Raw genomic sequence first — 15,111 nt, forward strand, 5'->3', positions numbered from 1 at the left:
AGCACGGCGTTACCGTGCACTGCCTGCACTTGGGCCTGCCCGACGTCTGCATCGAGCAGGGCTCGCATGCCGAGCAGCTCGCCGTCTGCGGGCTCGACGCCGCCGGCATCGAGCAGGCGGTGCGCGCGGAGATGGCGGCGCGGAAGATCGAGGGTCACGGCGGGGCCGGGGCGGCGTGATGCGCCGGGTCATCGCCGCCGCGTTGCTCGTGGCGGCGGTGGCCGCCTCGCTGCCCTGGGCGGTGGGGTTGTATCTGCAATATCGCTACCAACAGTTGTTGGAAGACCTCGCCGGGCGCGGGTATCGCGTCGTCGCGGAGGACTACCGCTCGGGCTGGCGGCACTCGGTGGTGCGCACCGAGATCGCGCCGCCGGCCGTTGGCGATAAGCCCCCGCGGCTGCGCGTGGCGGTGCGCCTGCGGCACGGTCCGGCGGTGTGGCTCGAGCGCTGGCCGCCGACGCTGGCGACGGCGCGGGGTCGTGTCACCGTGGTGGATGCCCCCCGCGCCCTGCCGCCGCTGCTGCTGAACGCCCGGCTGGCGGCCACTGGCGCCCTGGATGCCAGGCTGCGCGTGCCGGACGTCGCCTATTCCGGTGCGGCGGGGCAACTCCACTTCGCCGCGAGCGAAGCGCATCTGCAAGTCCCCGGTGATGGGCACTGGCGGCTCCGCGGCGGCTCGCGTCGGCTGGAGGCGACGGACGCGAGCGGGCGCAGTCTGCGGCTCGGCGACCTCGGCTGGGATCTGGCCGCGGGTGACGCTGGTGCGGTTCTGCCACTGTCCCGTCTGCACCTGTCCCTGGGCTCGATGCGCCTCGACGCCAGCAGCGCTCGGCCGCCGGTGGCGCTCGCCGGGCTCGACATCGAGGCCACCGCTGCCGTCGCGAACGGCGAAGCCGGTGTGGATGCCGTCGTGGCCGTGGACGCGCTGGCGATCGACGCGCAGGCCTATGCGCCGTCGGCGCTGACAGCGTCGATCACGGGCATCGACGCGGCGGCGCTGCTCGATCTGCGCGAGCGCTTCCTGGCGCTGGACGGCGGGGCCTTGACCGCCTCGCAGCAGGGCGTGGTCATGGGCCGATTGGTGATGGCGAAAGTGCCGGAGCTCTTGTCCCGCACCCCGACGGTGCAGGTGCAACGGCTCGCTGTGACGACGCCCTACGGCAGCCTCGATGCGACGGCGGAGCTGGGGCTGGTGCCGCCCGATGCGGCGCGCACCCACGGCGCTGCCGCGCCGGCGATGGCCGGAGCTGGCGCCCATCTCTTGCCCACCTTGCTGGGGCGGCTGATGGGGGACGCCCGGGTCTCCGCGCCCCAGGCGCTGGTGCTGGCGTTGGTGGCGGAGCAGCAGACCCGGCGGGCGCGTCGTGAGCTGGCGCTGCGCGGTGAACCGGCGGACGAGCTGCCGCCGGCGCTCGCGGCGGATGTCGAGACCGCTGCGCAGGCGGCGACGGCGGCGCTGGTGCGAGAGGGGTGGCTCGAGGCGCAGCAGGGTCGGCTCGTCGCAGCGCTGCGGCTGGACCGCGGGACGCTCCGCGTGAACGGCAAGGCCGTGTCGCTGCCCGGCGCGGTGGCGCCGGCCGGCGGCCCCTGACATGCTGCCGATTTCATCGGCACGACCAACGGAGCATGACGCGTGTTGCGAATCGAGCCTATCCCTGCCTTCGCGGACAACTACATCTGGCTGCTCGGCGCTGCCACTGGGGGCGATGGGCGCGTGGCCGTCGTGGACCCCGGCGATGCCGAGCCCGTCGTCGAGCGGCTGCGCGCGCAGAACCTGAGCCTATCCGCGATCCTGCTGACCCACCACCACTACGACCACCAGGGTGGCGTGGCGGACCTGCTGGCGTGCTGGCCGGACGCGCTGGTGGCGGCGCCGGAGGACCGGCGCATCGGCCGGGCGACGCTGCGGGTGGGCGAGGGTGACCAGGTCGCGCCGCCCGGCCTCGATGTCGTTTTTCGGGTGCTCGCGGTGCCCGGCCACACCGCCACCCATATCGCCTATCTTGCCGACGGTGCCCTGTTCTGCGGCGATACGCTCTTTGCGGGTGGCTGTGGCCGGGTATTCGACGGCAGCTTCGAGCAACTGGCGGCGTCGCTGCGGCGCATCGCCGCGTTGCCGCCGGACACGCGCTGCTACTGTGCCCACGAGTACACGCTCGCCAACCTCGGCTTCGCCCAGTGGGCCGAGCCACAGAACCCGGAGCTGATCGCGCGGATCGCGGCGGCGCGTGAGCTGCGCGCCCGCGGTGAGCCGACGGTGCCGTCGGCCCTGTCTCTGGAACTGGCGACGAACCCCTTCCTGCGCACCGCCGTGCCGGCGGTGATCGCCGCCGCCGAAGGTTTCGCCGGTGCACCCCTAAATGACGAGACGGCGGTGTTCACGGCGCTGCGCCGCTGGAAGGACGAGCGCTACGACTGAGTTGCGTGGCTCGCGCTCGCGCACCCGATCCGCGCGCCCGATCCGCGCCCCCGATCAGTGCTCCGATTCGACGGCCGTCGTCCATGCCGCTGCATGCCGATCGGCAACGGCGCCGAGTTGCGCGGCCATCTCGTCGCAGAGCTGACGGATGCCGGCCGCGAGCGGCGGGGGCGGCCGCTTGCCGACGGAGCCCGCGTGGGGCATGTGCCGCATCCGTGCGGTGGCATTGATGCCGGCAAGGTCGCAGATGCGCTGGCATTGGGGCTTTGGCGCCCGGGCGAGGTCTTCGTAGCGCATCACCACGACGCGCGGGTCGCGGTCCAGACCCTGATCGAAGAAAAGCCTGTTGCGATACCACCAGAACAGCGCGTGTCCCTCTGCATCGCCGAGATCGGCGTGGTCCTGCGCCAGCAATTCCCTGTATGTGGTCTCGCTCATGCCGCGGGAGCGCCAGCCGGCTCCATCGTGCGATTGCCGCAGCCGCTGCATCTGCCGCAGCCCGGCGCCGGGGAAGGAGCGCAGCATGGAGTTCACCGAGTCCCGGTAATCACGCAGCATCCAGAGGGCGCGGGCAGGCGTGAAGCGTTGCAGCAATATGGGCAGTTGGTCTGCCTCCAGGAGCGCCTTGATGATGATGCGGCGAGACGGTGACGCGGCAATCCGCGCCTCCACCTCGGGCAGTGGGCGCATATGATAGTTGTCGAAGGCCCGCTCATCCCACTCGTGGTAGACGTCTGTGCGCCAGTGCGTGTCCAGCATGTCCATCACCAACTCGGTGCCTGAGCGCTGTACGCCTGCCACGATCAGGATGCGACGCGGTCGCGCTGCGCGCACCAGGCCGGCCTGCTGCGCCAGGCGTTTCGTCGGCCGCAGCAGACGCTGGCTCGGGGTTCCGTAGTAGGTGCCGCAGTTACTCATCCGTCGAGGGCTTGTGGTGTGCCGGATTGGTGGGGGGCGGATTATCCCAGAAATCGCGCCAGCGCTTGACCCAGTGGCGGTACAGATCCGCTGGGAGCAGCGCGGCGGCGCCCCAGGCGAGCCATTCCCGGTGCACGTCGAGCCAGATTGCGACGCCGCGCCGGTGCAACTCCTGCGGGATACTTGCGGTGGGTGCGGGCGTGCCGACGCCTCCGGTGACATGGCGGATGCGCAGCAGGTGCAGTGGCGCACTGACGAGGAGTGGGTCGTTGGCCTCGGCGGGCGTCAGCGATGCCTGGGCGGAGCGCCAGTTTGTCAGGGTGTCAAAGGATTGTGTGTCGTGCTGCACACGCTCGGCCGGTACACCGCGCCGCACCAGCGCCGCGGCCATGAGCGCGGCACCGGATTGCGCACGTTGCGCACGCTGTCCGCCGACGCAGATGATGCGTTGGACCTTGCCTGCGGCAAAGAGATCGGCGGCGTACTCGATACGCGCCATGCTTCCCGGCCCTAAACCCTCCGCGTCGCCGAAGTCGTTGAAGAAGACCACGCCCGCGGCGTGCGGCACGTCCGGCAGCGGCGGTGGCATGTTGGCGGCGGACCAGCCAAGGAACCGGACCACGAGTATCGAGTCGGCGAAGAGTGCGGCGGCCAGCACCCACGCCAGGCGACGCAGACGTCGTCTGCGTTTGTCCGTCCTGGTAGCCAGGTTTGCCAGCATGGTCGAGATAGGATGGCGGGTCGAGCGATGCCGATGCCGAGAGGCGTTTGCCGCTATGATGGCGCGCCGTTTGCCGTTGCGGCGCATTGCTGGCTTTGTGGAGTCGCCGCATCCACCCGGACTCACTCCCGATGCCTGTTTCAGAACGATCCCGCCCAGCCCCCGTGCGCTGGGCCTTGGCCGTGCTCGCCGGCGCGCTGATGGTGCTGTCGTTCGCGCCCTTCGGCTGGTTCCCGATGGCGCCGCTCAGCATTGCTGCATTCTACCAACTGCTGCCGGCCCCGTGCCGCCGGGCGCGGCGCAGCGGCTTCGCCGTGGGTTGGTTCTACGGGCTGGGGCTGCTCGGCTTCGGCGTGTTCTGGATCCGCATCAGCCTGAACGAGTTCGGCAACATGCCGGCGCTGGCAGCCAATGCGCTGATGCTGCTGCTGGTGGCGGCGCTGGCGCTCTTCTACGGCGTTGCCGGCTGGCTGGTGGCGCGGTTGCGCCCCGCCGCCGACGGTCCGGGCTGGTGGGCGGGGCCGCTGCTGGTACTGCCGTCGGTGTGGGTGCTGTTGGAGGCCCTGCGCGGTTGGTTGTTCACGGGGTTCCCGTGGCTCTTTGCCGGCAACGGCCAGATCAACCCCCTGCCTCTCGTCGGGGCGCCGCTGGCAGGTTGGGCGCCGGTGGTGGGCGTCCATGGCCTCAGCTTGATTGTCGCGCTGAGCGCCGGTCTGTTGTGGATCGCGGTGCGCCGCCCCGGTGTCGCGCGGCGGGCTTCCGCCGCGGCGTTGGTTGCTCTGTGGTTTGGCGGCGCGCTGCTCGGGCGGGTGGAGTGGACGCGCCCGGCGGACGGGCCGCTCACCGTGGCGGCGGTGCAGGGCAACGTGGAGCAGGCGGTGAAGTGGTCGCCGGACGGCCTGGTGTCGACGCTGGAGATCTACCTGGGGCTGACCCGCGAGGTACTGGCCGACAGCGACGTGATTGTCTGGCCGGAAACGGCGATTCCGTCCTTCCTGCACGAGGTCCAGGCCGGCCTGGTGACGCCGCTGGCGGCGGACGCGCGCAAAGCCGGCGCCGAGGTGGTGATCGGCGTGCCCATCATGGAGCCCGGTGGGCACTACTATAACGGCCTCATCAGCATCGGCAGCGCGTCGGACCGCTACTACAAGCGTCACCTGGTGCCCTTCGGCGAGTTCCTACCCCTGAAGCGCCAACTGCGCCCCCTCATCGACTGGTTCAACGTGCCCATGTCGGACTTCAGCCGCGGCAGGGCCGCGCAGCCCCTGTTGCAGGTGGGGCCTTACGCGGTGGGCGTGTCCATCTGCTACGAGGACGTCTTTCCGGAAGAGGTGCGCGAGGCGCTGCCGGAGGCGGCGTATCTGATCAACGTCAGTAACGATGCCTGGTTCGGCGACTCGCTGGCGCCGCATCAGCATCTGGAGTTTGCGCGACTGCGGGCGTTGGAGAACGGCCGGCCGCTGGTGCGGGCGACGAATACCGGCATTTCCGCCATCATCGACCACCGCGGGCGGGTGATGGCATCGCTGCCCTTGTTCGAGCGCGCCGTACTGACGGGGACGATCCAGCCGCGCACAGGCCTGACGCCCTTCGCCGCCCTCGGCAGCGGCCCCGTGCTGCTGCTGGCGGCGGCGATGTTGGTGCTCAGCCTGCTGGTAGTCCGCCGGTCCGGTGTCCCCTCCTGACAGTACCGCTCGCGGGCGCGTTGGCTTGGCGTCCGGCGGCACCAGCAGGGTATGATGCCGCGTCGCTCCATCACGGCCCGTTCTGCCTTGCTCGCGCTGGTCTACTTCTTTATCGATCTCTGCCTGCTGCGCCGCAAGCCTCAGGAGCTGCCGGCGTCCCCGGCCTTGTTCGGCCTCGTGCTGGCCGTGGCGGTGCTCGGCGGGTTGCTGCTGTCCGTCACCGCCGGCGCGTCGCTGATGTCGGGGCTCGGCCAGACGCTGCTGGATTTGCTGTTGATGCTGGGCGTGCTGCACGTCGCGCTCAAGGCGCTGAAGAAAGATGCGCGCTATCTGCAGACGGCCACGGCCCTGGTGGGTGCGGATGCGGTGGTCGGGTTCGTCGCCCTGTTGCCCGTGTCCTTGGCGCGTCCCGTTGCCGAGGGTGCCGATCCCGGCGGCGACATGCTGCTGGCGGGGCTGCTGTTCCTGGCCCTGGTGGCCTGGAGCGTGCTGGTGGTGGGGCATATCCTGCGCCACGCCTTCGACCTGACCCTGGCGCAGGGGGTGGTCATCGCCATCGCCTTCGATGTCTTCAGCTACGTCGTCATCGGCGCCTTGACCCAGGGGTCCGTCTGACATGCGCCTGCACATCCTCGGCATCTGCGGCACCTTTATGGGCGGCGTGGCGCTTCTCGCGCGGGCGCTCGGTCATCGGGTGACCGGCTCGGATGCCAACGTCTATCCGCCCATGAGCACCCAATTGGAGGCCGCCGGCATCGAGCTGATGCAGGGCTACGATGCGGCGCACCTCGACCCAGCGCCCGATGTGGTGGTGGTGGGTAATGCCATGAAGCGGGGCATCCCCGCCGTGGAGTACATGCTCGATGCCGGGCTGCCGTACGTGTCCGGACCCCAGTGGCTCGCCGAGCACCTGCTGCCCGGGCGGCATGTATTGGCAGTGTCCGGCACGCACGGTAAGACCAGCACCGCAAGCATGCTCGCCTGGGTGCTGGAGGATGCGGGGCTGGCGCCCGGGTTCCTGATCGGCGGCGTGCCGCAGGACTTCGGCGTGTCCGCCCGGCTCGGGGACGGTGCATATTTCGTCGTGGAGGCGGACGAGTACGACACGGCCTTCTTCGACAAGCGCTCCAAGTTCGTCCACTACCGTCCGCGGACGCTCGTCATCAACAACTTGGAGTTCGACCACGCGGACATCTTCGATGATCTAGCGATGATCCAGCGGCAGTTCCACCATTTGGTACGCACGGTGCCGGGGCGCGGGCTCATCGTGCACCCGCGCGGTGTGCCTGCCGTGGAAGATGTGCTTGCCATGGGGGTTTGGACGCCGACCCAGTCCACCGGCGATGGTGGCGATTGGTCCGCGCGCTGGCTGGCAGAAGACGGCTCCGCCTTCCGGGTACGGGCGCCGGACGGCCGTGAGGCCGAGGTGCGCTGGTCCCAGACCGGCGCGCACAACGTACAGAATGCCCTGGCGGCCATGGCCGCGGCGGCCCACGTCGGCGTCGAGCCCGCGGCCGCCGCCGCCGCGCTGAGCCGCTTCGGCGGCGTGAAGCGGCGCATGGAGCTGCGCGGGGAGGTGGGCGGTGTGCACGTCTATGATGACTTCGCCCATCACCCCACGGCCATCGCCAGCACGCTCCAAGGACTGCGGCGCAGGGTGGGCGACGCCCGCATCATCGCGGTGCTGGAGCCGCGCTCCAACACCATGCGGCTCGGTGTCCACGCCGCCGCGCTGGCAGGCTCGTTGGACGCGGCGGACCTAGTGCAGGTGTATGCCCCGGCGGATTTGGACTGGGACGCGGCCGCCGCGCTCGCGCCCCTCGGCGACCGGCTGCGGGTGGCGACGGCAGTGGCGCAGATCGTCGCCGACGTGGGCGCCGATGCCCGTGCCGGCGATCACGTGCTGGTGATGAGCAACGGTGGCTTCGGCGGCATCCACCAGTTGCTGCTGGACGCGCTGGCGGCGCGCGGCTGACGCGGTTTCGGTCGGCTGGTGCGGTCGCCTCAACGCCCCAGCCCCGCTCAGGAGCTCGCCCGGCAGCTGGCTCGGGAGCTGTCCGGATTCCCATGACGCACTGGACCAAGACCATCGCTATCGGCCTCACCGGCGCGTCCGGCGTCCACTATGGCTTGCGCGTGCTGCGCGGCCTCGTGGAGGCCGATGTCCGCGTTTATCTGCTGGTATCGCAGGCGGCCCAGGTGGTGCTCAAGATGGAAGCGGGCCTGGGTGCGCCGTCGCGGCCGGCGGAGGCGGAGCGGTTCTTCAGCGTGTACCTGGGTGCTGCACCGGGGCAACTGCGTGTGTTCGGCCGCCAGGAGTGGACCGCACCCGTGGCGAGCGGCAGCAACCCGCCCGAGGCGATGGCGATTTGCCCCTGCACCACCGGCACGCTCGCCAGCATCGCCGCGGGTTTGAGTCAGGACCTCATGCACCGCGCCGCGGACGTTGCCCTCAAGGAGGGCCGTAAGCTGATCCTGGTGGTGCGGGAGATGCCCTTCACGGTCATCCACCTGGAGAACATGCTGCGGCTCGCCCGCGCCGGTGCCGTGATCATGCCGGCGAATCCGGGCTTCTACTTCAACCCGCAGGGGGTGGACGAGATCTACGACTTCGTTGCCGCCCGCGTGCTGGACCACCTCGGCGTCCCGCACCGACTCGCCGCGCGTTGGGGGGAGTGACCCGGGCTCGTGCGGGGGAGGTGCGCTGGGCGGTTCGAGGCGACCGGCTCCCGCGGTCGCCCCGAGTCGTCAGCCTTCGGACACCGCCGCGAAGGACTCTGCCGCCGCCGCCAGCGTGGCATCGATCTCGGCGTCACCGTGGGCCGCCGAGACGAAGCCCGCCTCGAATGCTGACGGCGCGAGGTAGACGCCGCGCGCCAGCATCGCGTGGAAGAAGGCGTTGAACTGCGGCTGATTGCAGGCCGTGGCTTGGGCGTAGTTGGTCACCGGACCCTCGGCAGTGAAGAAGAGCCCGAACATGCCGCCGGCGCGGTTGGTGCTAATCGGCACGCCTGCCGCCGCGGCGGCGTCTTCCATGCCTTTGGTGAGCCGCTCGGCGGTCGCACCGAGGGTCTCGTAGAAGCCCGGGGCGGAGAGCAACTCCAGGGTCTTCAGTCCGGCGGTCATGGCGATGGGATTGCCGGACAGGGTGCCGGCCTGGTACACGGGGCCAAGGGGGGAGATCTGCTCCATGATGTCGCGCCGCCCGCCGAAGGCGCCGACGGGCATGCCGCCGCCGATGACCTTGCCGAGGGTGGTGAGGTCCGGCGTGATGCCGTAGAGCTCCTGGGCGCCGCCGCGGGCGACGCGGAAGCCGGTCATGACCTCGTCGAAGATCAGCGCCGTGCCGTGCTCGTCGCAGACCTCGCGGAGCGCCTCAAGGAAGCCCGGCACCGGCGGGATGCAGTTCATGTTGCCGGCCACCGGCTCGACGATGATGCAGGCCACCTCGGCGCCTATCTTGGCCATGGTGTCGCGCACGGCGTCGGCGTCGTTGTAGGGCAGCGTAACGGTGAGCTCGGCGAGTGCCGCCGGCACGCCGGGTGAGCTGGGCTCGCCGAGGGTGAGCATGCCAGAGCCGGCCTTCACCAGCAGTGAGTCCGCGTGGCCGTGGTAGTTGCCCTCGAACTTGATGAGCTTGTCGCGGCCGGTAAAGCCGCGGGCCAGGCGGATGGCGCTCATGGTGGCCTCGGTGCCCGAGCTGGTCATGCGCACCAGTTCCATGCTCGGGACCAGCTCGCAGACGCGCTCCGCCATCTCGGTCTCCAGCGCCGTCGGTGCGCCGAAGGACAGGCCCTTGGCGACGCGCTCGGTCACCGCCGCGATGACCTCCGGGTGTGCGTGCCCCAGGATCATCGGACCCCAGGAGCCGACGTAGTCGATGTAGCGCTTGCCGTCGACGTCCGTGACGTGGGCGCCTGCGGCGGACTCAAAGAATACCGGCGTGCCGCCGACGCTGCGGAAGGCGCGCACGGGGGAGTTGACGCCACCGGGGATATGGCGTTGGGCGGCCTCGAAAAAGGCTTGGGATCGGGACATGGACAGGGGCTCCTTGGGGGTGGGTTGGCCGCCATCGGGGTGGCGCGCCGCCGAACGGCGCTCGCGTGTGGTCGCTTGCAACCAACTGCGCGTGGATGCGGCTGGGCAGGGGCGCAATCTTATCAGCGCCTCACTTGCGCGGGCTGCATCGCGGCGCGCGGGGAAGTGACGCCGCGCAATCAACGGCTGGTGTGTGTGTCGTCGCGCCGAGCCCGCGTCCTGCCGGCGTTGAAAATGCCGGTGTTCGTCCTGACTTCGAACGGCTGCACTCGGCTCGGGCACGGCGGCGGCTCGGCGCGCCGGGACGATGCGCAATTCGACGACGGAGAACGAGACGTGAAGCGGTACATGTGCATGGTGTGTGGATTCATCTACGACGAGGCGCAGGGCTGGCCGGACGACGGCATACCCGCCGGCACGAAGTGGGAGGATGTGCCCGATACCTGGGTCTGCCCGGAGTGCGGGGTGGGTAAGGAGGACTTCGAGATGGAGGAATTTTGACCGCCGCCCGCGAGCGGCTGCCGTCCGCCCACCGCAGCGCCGGGCCGGCGGCTATTACCTTAGTCCTTGTTATGGAATGAGGCGTCGCGCCTGTGCTAGCTTCGCGGACTTGGCATCGATGCAGTTCCATGAGAGCGGAAACGACCAATGGCAGTGCTCAACGATACTGATCTGACCCTCACCGGCGCCGCCCAGCGCAAGATGAGCGAGCTTTTTGCCGACATCGACGACGGCGTCGCGGGCGTGCGCGTGTACGCCACGTCTGGCGGCTGCAGCGGCGTCAGCTTCGGCATGACCTTCACCGACGCGATCAACGACAACGACGGTGTGCGCGACTACGACGACTACAAGATCGTCGTGGATGACGGCACGCTGACCTACCTGCGCGGCGTCGAAATCGATTTCGTGGATCGTGGCGACGGCCAGGCGACGTTCGTCTTCAACAACCTGCCTGCCATGGGCGGGGGCTGCAGCAGCTGCGGCTCTAACTCCGGTAGCTGCTCCTGACGCCTGCGGGCTGCCGCGAGCAGGCTGCGTTGACCATGGCCAGAATCGGAATCGTCGGCGGTACCGGCTACACCGGCTCCGAGCTGTTGCGGCTGTTGGCCGGGCATCCGCGGGCGCAAGTGTCCGTGATCACGTCGCGTGCCGAGGCGGGGCAACGGGTAGCCGATGCCTTGCCGATGCTGCGCGGGCGCGTCGACTTGGTGTTCGAGGACCCGGAGCGGGCGGCGCTGGCGGAGTGTGACCTCGTCTTCTTCGCGACGCCCAACGGCACCGCGATGCAGCATGCGCCGGCGCTGCTGGACGCGGGCGTCCGCGTGGTGGACCTTGCGGCCGATTTCCGCATTAAGAATCTTTCCGTCTGGGAGCGCTGGTACGGCATGCCGCATGCAGCGCCCGCGCTGGTGGACGAGGCCGTCTATGGATTGCCGGAGATCAACCGGGAGGCTATCCGCGCCGCGCGGTTGGTGGCTAACCCGGGTTGCTACCCGACCGCTGTCACCTTAGGGCTGCTGCCGCTACTGGAGTGCGCGCTCATCGACGCCACCCGGATCATCGCCGACGGAAAGTCCGGCGTGAGCGGTGCCGGGCGCAAGGCGAACGCCGGGTTGCTGATGGCCGAGGTCGGCGAGAGCTTCAAAGCCTACAGCGTGGCCGGCCATCGACATGAGCCGGAAATGGAGGAGACGCTTCGCATGGCCACGCGCGAGCAGGTCCGCCTGATCTTCGTGCCGCATCTGGTACCTATGGTGCGCGGCATCGAAGCCACTTTGTATGCGGAGTTGCGCGACGCCGACATTGACTTGTACCAAGTATTCGCCCAACGCTACGTGAACGAGCCGTTCGTCGATGTCGTGCCGGCCGACCTGGCCGTTGAGACCCGTTCGGTGCGGGGCTCGAATCTGTGCCGTATTGCGGTCATGGAGCCGCAGCGCAAGGGTGTGGTCGTGGTGCAGTCGGTGATCGACAATCTCGTCAAGGGTGCTGCCGGCCAGGCGGTGCAGAACATGAACCTGATGCTGGGTTTCGCGGAAACGGACGGACTCGACGGCGTTGCCCTCTCACCTTGATTTGCGCCGCATGGGCGCCGGCCGCGCCTCAACGCAGGGTCCGGAAGTGCGGGTAGGGCGCGGCAAGCTTCACTGGCTCTTCGTGAGCGTCGGTTGGCTGCTCGTCGTGGCGGCGGCGTTCACGCTTGGCTACTTGCTCGCCGAGCACGACTCGGAGCGCTTGTTGGCGCGCATTCAGATGTTGCAGGCCGAGCGTGACGAGTTCAGCGAGCAGGCGGCGGTGCTGCGCGATGCTCGGATGAAGCTGGAGCGCTCGCATCAGATCGATGTGGAGGCGCAGCGTGCGGCACAGGAACAAATCCTGAAGGTCGAGCAAGATCGCATGCGGCTAGAGCAACAGTTGACCCATTTGCGGGCGATGGTCGGTGCCGGTGACAAGGGCGTCGTGGAGGTGGACAGCCTCGTGTTGACACCGCAGCACAACGGTTGGTATCGCTACCGCCTGACGCTGAGCCAACTGGTGCCTCACTTCGGACGCAGCAAAGGGGAAGTCGTCCTGTCCGTCGTTACAAACTCGGACGAGGGCCGTTCCGTGACGCCGCTGGCCGAGCTCGGGGCTGATTCGGCCGGCCGGCATGAGATCTCGTTCGACCACTTTCAGGTGCTCGAAGGCCGCTTCCGGCCCAGCGAGGGCGTTGTACCGGTGGACCTGATCGTTGAGATCGTGCCAAAAGATGACACCTTATTGCCATCCAAGGAGGTTGTCGGTTGGCGGGAAGCGCTTTCGGCGCAACCCGCGGCTCCAGCACCGTCGCAGCGGGCGGAACCGGGTGCGCAAGACGCCCGTCCGCACCAGTGATACGGCGCGGCTGCCCCAGCCGACACCGCCAGCGGCATCCCTACTCTCTTAGGAGCTTATGATGACCGACATCGTTGCAGAAGAAGCCCCCCTCGTCTTTACCTCGCAGGCCGCGGCCAAGGTCGCGGATCTGATTGCCGAGGAGGGCAACGACGAACTGATGCTGCGCGTCTACATTCAGGGCGGCGGCTGCTCGGGTTTCCAGTACGGCTTCACCTTTGCCGAAGACATCGAGGACGGGGACACTGAGATCGTCACCGACGGTGTCAAGCTGCTGGTGGACCCCATGAGCATGCAGTACCTCATGGGCGCGGAGATCGACTACACGGAAGGACTGCAGGGCGCGCAGTTCGTCATCCGCAATCCGAATGCCACCACCACCTGTGGCTGTGGATCGTCATTTGGTGTCTGAGTAACTCATCGCCTTCGACCGCGATGCCGGTGCCAGCGCGTTGCCGGCGCGCGGTGCCAACCAGCATGCTTTTCGGAACTGTTGGCCGGTCAGGGCAGTCGTCGACCGCTGACGGCGCCCCCCCCCCGGGAAACTTGCGCCTGTGCCGGCCGCGCGGCCCGCTGCGAGCATCGCGAACGATTGGCTCAGCGTGCGGCGGGAGCCCCGGGGGGCGTTGTCGTCTCAGGGGGCTTTGACAGCGGCGGCAGCTGCAACGGGATGATTTCCCTGCCGCTACTCGTGATTTCCCTGCCGCTACCCGTGATCTGAGGCGCGCTGGCTTCTTCCCCTTCCGACCCGATAAAGAGCCAGCCGACCACTCCCAACATGATCAGCGCCGCTGCCGCGAGTGCGATCCGTCGTAGCATAATCGGCTGTGTGCGCGCCCGTGGTTCCATCCGCGAGCGATTTCGGGTGCCTGCGGCTTTGTAGTCGCGCATGTAAACTTCCGTTCCCAACGGGCATGACGGTAGCGGCAGTCTAGACGAAGTTGGCCGCTGCCGGGAGGGTGTGCCTGCCATCTGCCGCCAACCACCGCGCCGACGGCAGCGAGGGCTGTCACAGTGGCGCGCCGAGGAGACAACAGAAGATGAAGCCTGATCCGAACGAGGCGCTCGCCGCCTTGCGCCGTGGCGCTGTGGAGATCATCGGCGAAGATGCGCTGCGGGAGAAGCTCGAGGCAGGCGCGGTGCTACGGGTCAAGGCTGGCTTCGATCCGACCGCGCCGGATTTGCACCTCGGACACGTCGTGCTGTTGCAGAAATTGCGTCAGTTCCAGCACTTCGGCCACCAGGTGGTCTTCGTCATCGGCGACTTCACGGCGATGATCGGCGATCCGACTGGCAAGAGTGCGACGCGCAAGCCTCTGACCCGGGACGAGGTGCTCGCCAACGCGGAGACATACCGGGAGCAGGTGTTCCGGGTTCTGGATCCCGATGCGACGGAAGTCGTCTTCAACTCGGTCTGGCTCAAGGATCTGGGGGCAGAAGGCATGGTACGCTTGGCGGCGCGGCACACCGTGGCACGTATGCTCGAGCGAGACGACTTCGCGCGGCGCTACAAGTCGCAGCAGCCGATCGCGATTCACGAATTCTTGTATCCCTTGATTCAGGGCTATGATTCTGTGGTGCTGCGTGCCGACGTCGAGCTTGGCGGTACGGACCAGAAATTTAACCTGTTGGTTGGTCGTCAGCTCCAAGAAGGCGACGGGCAGCCGCCGCAGAGCGTTATGACCATGCCGATCCTGGAGGGGCTCGACGGTGTCCAGAAGATGTCCAAGTCGCTCGGCAACTACGTCGGCATTACCGACGAGCCGGAGGAGATGTTCGGCAAGTTGATGTCCATCTCCGACGAGCTGATGTGGCGCTACTTCGAGCTGTTGAGCGACCGTTCTGCCGCGGATATCGACCTATTGCGTCGTTCGGTCGTCGACGAAGGGGCAAACCCGCGGGATATCAAGCTCGGTCTGGCCCGCGAGCTCGTTGGGCGCTTCAGGGGGCACGGGGCCGCGGACGCGGCACAGCAGGCGTTCATTGCCCGCTTCCAACGCGGGCAGATCCCCGCCGACCTGCCCGAGCAAGAGATCAGCATCGACCAGCCGACCCCGCCGACGTTGGCCCAGGTGCTCAAGGCGTCCGGGCTGGTATCAAGCACTTCCGAGGCGCTCCGTATGGTCGCGCAGGGTGCGGTGAAGATCGACGGGGAGCGCGTTGGCGATGGCCGCGCCGAGTTTCCGCGCGGCCGTGCGCATGTGGTCCAGGTCGGCAAGCGCCGCATCGCGCGCGTGCGGGTGGCTTGAGTCCTGCCGGGTAGCAGCGCCGCGACTCGTCGCCTTGGATTCTGAAAAAAATGTCGTTTACCCCTTGACGCCCTGCCGACGTGGTGTAGAATAGTCGGTCTCGCTTCGGTGAGCACAGATCTTTAACAGTCTATCGAGTCAGCTTGTGTGGATGCTCCGTTGAGGCTAGCGATGCGAATCGCAGCTTGATGGAGTGTCACACGGTGA

General features: G+C 68.3%; 15 protein-coding genes. 12 read left to right on the forward strand and 3 right to left on the reverse strand.

Annotation, left to right across the window (positions count from 1 at the left end; translation table 11 throughout):
* Nucleotides 1–178 precede the first annotated feature (178 nt).
* Together LJE69_RS00440 and gloB are read left to right on the forward strand one after the other, a co-directional pair.
* The gene (locus LJE69_RS00440; protein WP_296920052.1) at nucleotides 179–1,591 is read left to right on the forward strand and encodes a DUF945 family protein; all 1,413 of its coding nucleotides are present in this window, start codon (nucleotides 179–181) and stop codon (nucleotides 1,589–1,591) included.
* Nucleotides 1,592–1,633: 42 nt separating this feature from the next.
* On the forward strand, nucleotides 1,634–2,419 hold the full coding sequence (gloB, locus tag LJE69_RS00445) for a hydroxyacylglutathione hydrolase (RefSeq protein WP_296920054.1): 786 nt from the start codon (nucleotides 1,634–1,636) through the stop codon (nucleotides 2,417–2,419).
* A 54-nt stretch (nucleotides 2,420–2,473) separates the two neighbouring features.
* On the opposite strand, the gene LJE69_RS00450 is transcribed toward gloB, so the two are convergent.
* Both LJE69_RS00450 and LJE69_RS00455 read right to left on the reverse strand, forming a co-directional pair.
* Entirely contained in the window at nucleotides 2,474–3,337 is an 864-nt protein-coding gene (locus LJE69_RS00450) for a sulfotransferase domain-containing protein (RefSeq protein WP_296920056.1), read from the reverse strand.
* Complete coding sequence (locus LJE69_RS00455; RefSeq protein ID WP_296920059.1) at nucleotides 3,330–4,145, reverse strand: YdcF family protein; 816 nt, start codon at nucleotides 4,143–4,145, stop codon at nucleotides 3,330–3,332. Before LJE69_RS00455 ends, LJE69_RS00450 begins: the two co-directional genes overlap by 8 nt.
* A 77-nt stretch (nucleotides 4,146–4,222) precedes the next feature.
* Here LJE69_RS00455 and lnt point away from each other — a divergent pair, with 77 nt between their 5' ends.
* From lnt to LJE69_RS00475, 4 genes are all read left to right on the forward strand, one after another.
* Nucleotides 4,223–5,743 carry an apolipoprotein N-acyltransferase gene (lnt, locus tag LJE69_RS00460; protein ID WP_367114602.1) on the forward strand — a complete coding sequence of 507 codons (1,521 nt, stop codon included), beginning with the start codon at nucleotides 4,223–4,225 and terminating at the stop codon, nucleotides 5,741–5,743.
* Nucleotides 5,744–5,794: 51 nt separating this feature from the next.
* Complete coding sequence (locus tag LJE69_RS00465; RefSeq protein WP_296920063.1) at nucleotides 5,795–6,358, forward strand: hypothetical protein; 564 nt, start codon at nucleotides 5,795–5,797, stop codon at nucleotides 6,356–6,358.
* Between the two features lies 1 nt (nucleotide 6,359).
* The gene (mpl, locus tag LJE69_RS00470; protein WP_296920065.1) at nucleotides 6,360–7,718 is read left to right on the forward strand and encodes a UDP-N-acetylmuramate:L-alanyl-gamma-D-glutamyl-meso-diaminopimelate ligase; all 1,359 of its coding nucleotides are present in this window, start codon (nucleotides 6,360–6,362) and stop codon (nucleotides 7,716–7,718) included.
* Between the two features lie 92 nt (nucleotides 7,719–7,810).
* Nucleotides 7,811–8,422, forward strand: coding sequence for a flavin prenyltransferase UbiX (locus tag LJE69_RS00475; protein ID WP_296920066.1), 612 nt, complete (start codon nucleotides 7,811–7,813; stop codon nucleotides 8,420–8,422).
* A 69-nt stretch (nucleotides 8,423–8,491) separates the two neighbouring features.
* Here the strand turns inward: LJE69_RS00475 and hemL are convergent, their stop codons facing one another.
* Nucleotides 8,492–9,781, reverse strand: a complete 1,290-nt coding sequence (gene hemL / locus LJE69_RS00480; protein WP_296920068.1) for a glutamate-1-semialdehyde 2,1-aminomutase — start codon at nucleotides 9,779–9,781, stop codon at nucleotides 8,492–8,494.
* A gap of 336 nt (nucleotides 9,782–10,117) precedes the next feature.
* Here hemL and LJE69_RS00485 point away from each other — a divergent pair, with 336 nt between their 5' ends.
* The 6 genes from LJE69_RS00485 to tyrS all read left to right on the forward strand — a co-directional run bounded on the left by LJE69_RS00485 (nucleotide 10,118) and on the right by tyrS (nucleotide 14,904).
* On the forward strand, nucleotides 10,118–10,282 hold the full coding sequence (locus tag LJE69_RS00485) for a rubredoxin (protein ID WP_296920070.1): 165 nt from the start codon (nucleotides 10,118–10,120) through the stop codon (nucleotides 10,280–10,282).
* Between the two features lie 147 nt (nucleotides 10,283–10,429).
* Entirely contained in the window at nucleotides 10,430–10,789 is a 360-nt protein-coding gene (locus LJE69_RS00490; RefSeq protein WP_296920073.1) for an iron-sulfur cluster assembly accessory protein, read from the forward strand.
* 35 nt (nucleotides 10,790–10,824) lie between these two features.
* On the forward strand, nucleotides 10,825–11,856 hold the full coding sequence (gene argC / locus LJE69_RS00495) for an N-acetyl-gamma-glutamyl-phosphate reductase (protein ID WP_296920075.1): 1,032 nt from the start codon (nucleotides 10,825–10,827) through the stop codon (nucleotides 11,854–11,856).
* Between the two features lie 10 nt (nucleotides 11,857–11,866).
* Nucleotides 11,867–12,655 (forward strand): DUF6776 family protein, encoded by a 789-nt coding sequence (locus LJE69_RS00500; RefSeq protein WP_296920077.1) that lies wholly within the window; start codon nucleotides 11,867–11,869, stop codon nucleotides 12,653–12,655.
* A 61-nt stretch (nucleotides 12,656–12,716) separates the two neighbouring features.
* On the forward strand, nucleotides 12,717–13,067 hold the full coding sequence (erpA, locus tag LJE69_RS00505) for an iron-sulfur cluster insertion protein ErpA (protein WP_296920079.1): 351 nt from the start codon (nucleotides 12,717–12,719) through the stop codon (nucleotides 13,065–13,067).
* 628 nt (nucleotides 13,068–13,695) lie between these two features.
* Complete coding sequence (gene tyrS, locus LJE69_RS00510; RefSeq protein WP_296920081.1) at nucleotides 13,696–14,904, forward strand: tyrosine--tRNA ligase; 1,209 nt, start codon at nucleotides 13,696–13,698, stop codon at nucleotides 14,902–14,904.
* The last annotated feature ends 207 nt before the right edge of the window (nucleotides 14,905–15,111 follow it).

The sequence above is a fragment of the Thiohalocapsa sp. genome, assembly GCF_022340605.1.
GTDB lineage: Bacteria > Pseudomonadota > Gammaproteobacteria > Chromatiales > Chromatiaceae > Thiohalocapsa.